We start from the raw sequence: 1,198 nt of genomic DNA, 5'->3' as shown, positions 1-1,198 counted from the left end.
CAGGGCTATTTCATTCTAAACAGCTTCTTCAAAACGTCTAGACCATAGCCAGCGAGCCGTTGTGCCTGTGCCATATTTGTTTCTCCAGCTTCTCGATAAAGATTGAGTGCTAAATTACGAGCAATTGCAAAAATGGCTGGGAGATCGCCAACTCGAACTCTAGAAGCATCTTCTCCTTGAGTCACATCTCGGACATAGTGGACCTTATTTTCAACACCCCAGTAATCGCGAATTCTAGTTGCAAATTGTTCCACCGTTTCATCCAATGAACTAATGTAGTACCTGGTTTCAGGCTTCTTGATTTGAATATATTTACCTTTTAACAGGTGTCGATAACTCGTGACTCGAATGATAATTCGTAGTCCGGCCCAGTCTTCGCTCTCCGATAGTCCATGCCAGCCTGTCCACAAACTCACACTTCGTCGTTCCACTCGTCCGTGGCCCGTTTCAACGGTATTAATATGGGATTCTGATTGAAATTTCTCCTTAATTTGCTCATGAAAATGGCTATGATTCCCTTTTAAGGCACCGAGATAGTCATTCCCAGACTCAATAATTAGCTCACAAGTTTTTTTTGAGTATTCAAGGCATCGAAGGCAAAGACGACTCCCCGTTGGGCCAAGGCTTCCAAAACGGGTGGAATCGCTTTGATTTCATTGGTTTTACAATCCACTTGTTGGGGAGTTAAAATCAGTCCTCGTTCGACCAAGTAGACCGTCACCAATTGAATCGCTGGATGGGATGGGGTCCGATTATCACCCGTTTCAATGTTGTAAGAGCCACGGAGGACTTTTCCATCTAAGGCAATGGTTTCACCTCTTTTCGGTTCAATTTTGCAGAAAGAAGCGACGCAAGCGCCATAGGATTGATAATCCAAGTCCAGTAACGCCCGACGAAGCGTACTGTAGGAAGGAATCCCATGCTTCGGGAACCCAAACAGCGCAATCAGAGGTTCGCGGTAAGCCTTTAACCAATCCCCGATGGCTAGAAAACCACCACATCCTGCGCTAATCGCCAGGGTAAATAACGCTAAACAGACCGCATACTCATGACGACAGCCCGCTCCACGCCGTGGGTCGGGTAATTCCGAAAATGCTTCTACAATTGCTAGGGAACTCATAAATCATAAGTTAGGGTGAATCCGACTTCTAAACTCTAAACCTAAACCCTGTCTACTGTCTAGAACGAAATAGCCCTG

1 pseudogene is annotated in these 1,198 nt (G+C 45.6%); it reads right to left on the bottom strand.

From position 1 onward, the window contains the following. Positions 1 to 5 precede the first annotated feature (5 nt). Positions 6 to 1,120, bottom strand: a pseudogene (locus tag JGK22_RS33095) (ISAs1 family transposase). Between the last annotated feature and the right edge of the window lie 78 nt (positions 1,121 to 1,198).

The sequence above is a fragment of the Microcoleus sp. PH2017_08_TRC_O_A genome (genome assembly GCF_020738665.1).
Classification (GTDB): domain Bacteria; phylum Cyanobacteriota; class Cyanobacteriia; order Cyanobacteriales; family Microcoleaceae; genus Microcoleus.
Note: the sequence above shows the minus strand (reverse complement) of the source record. Positions and strands in the feature narration are given on the sequence as shown.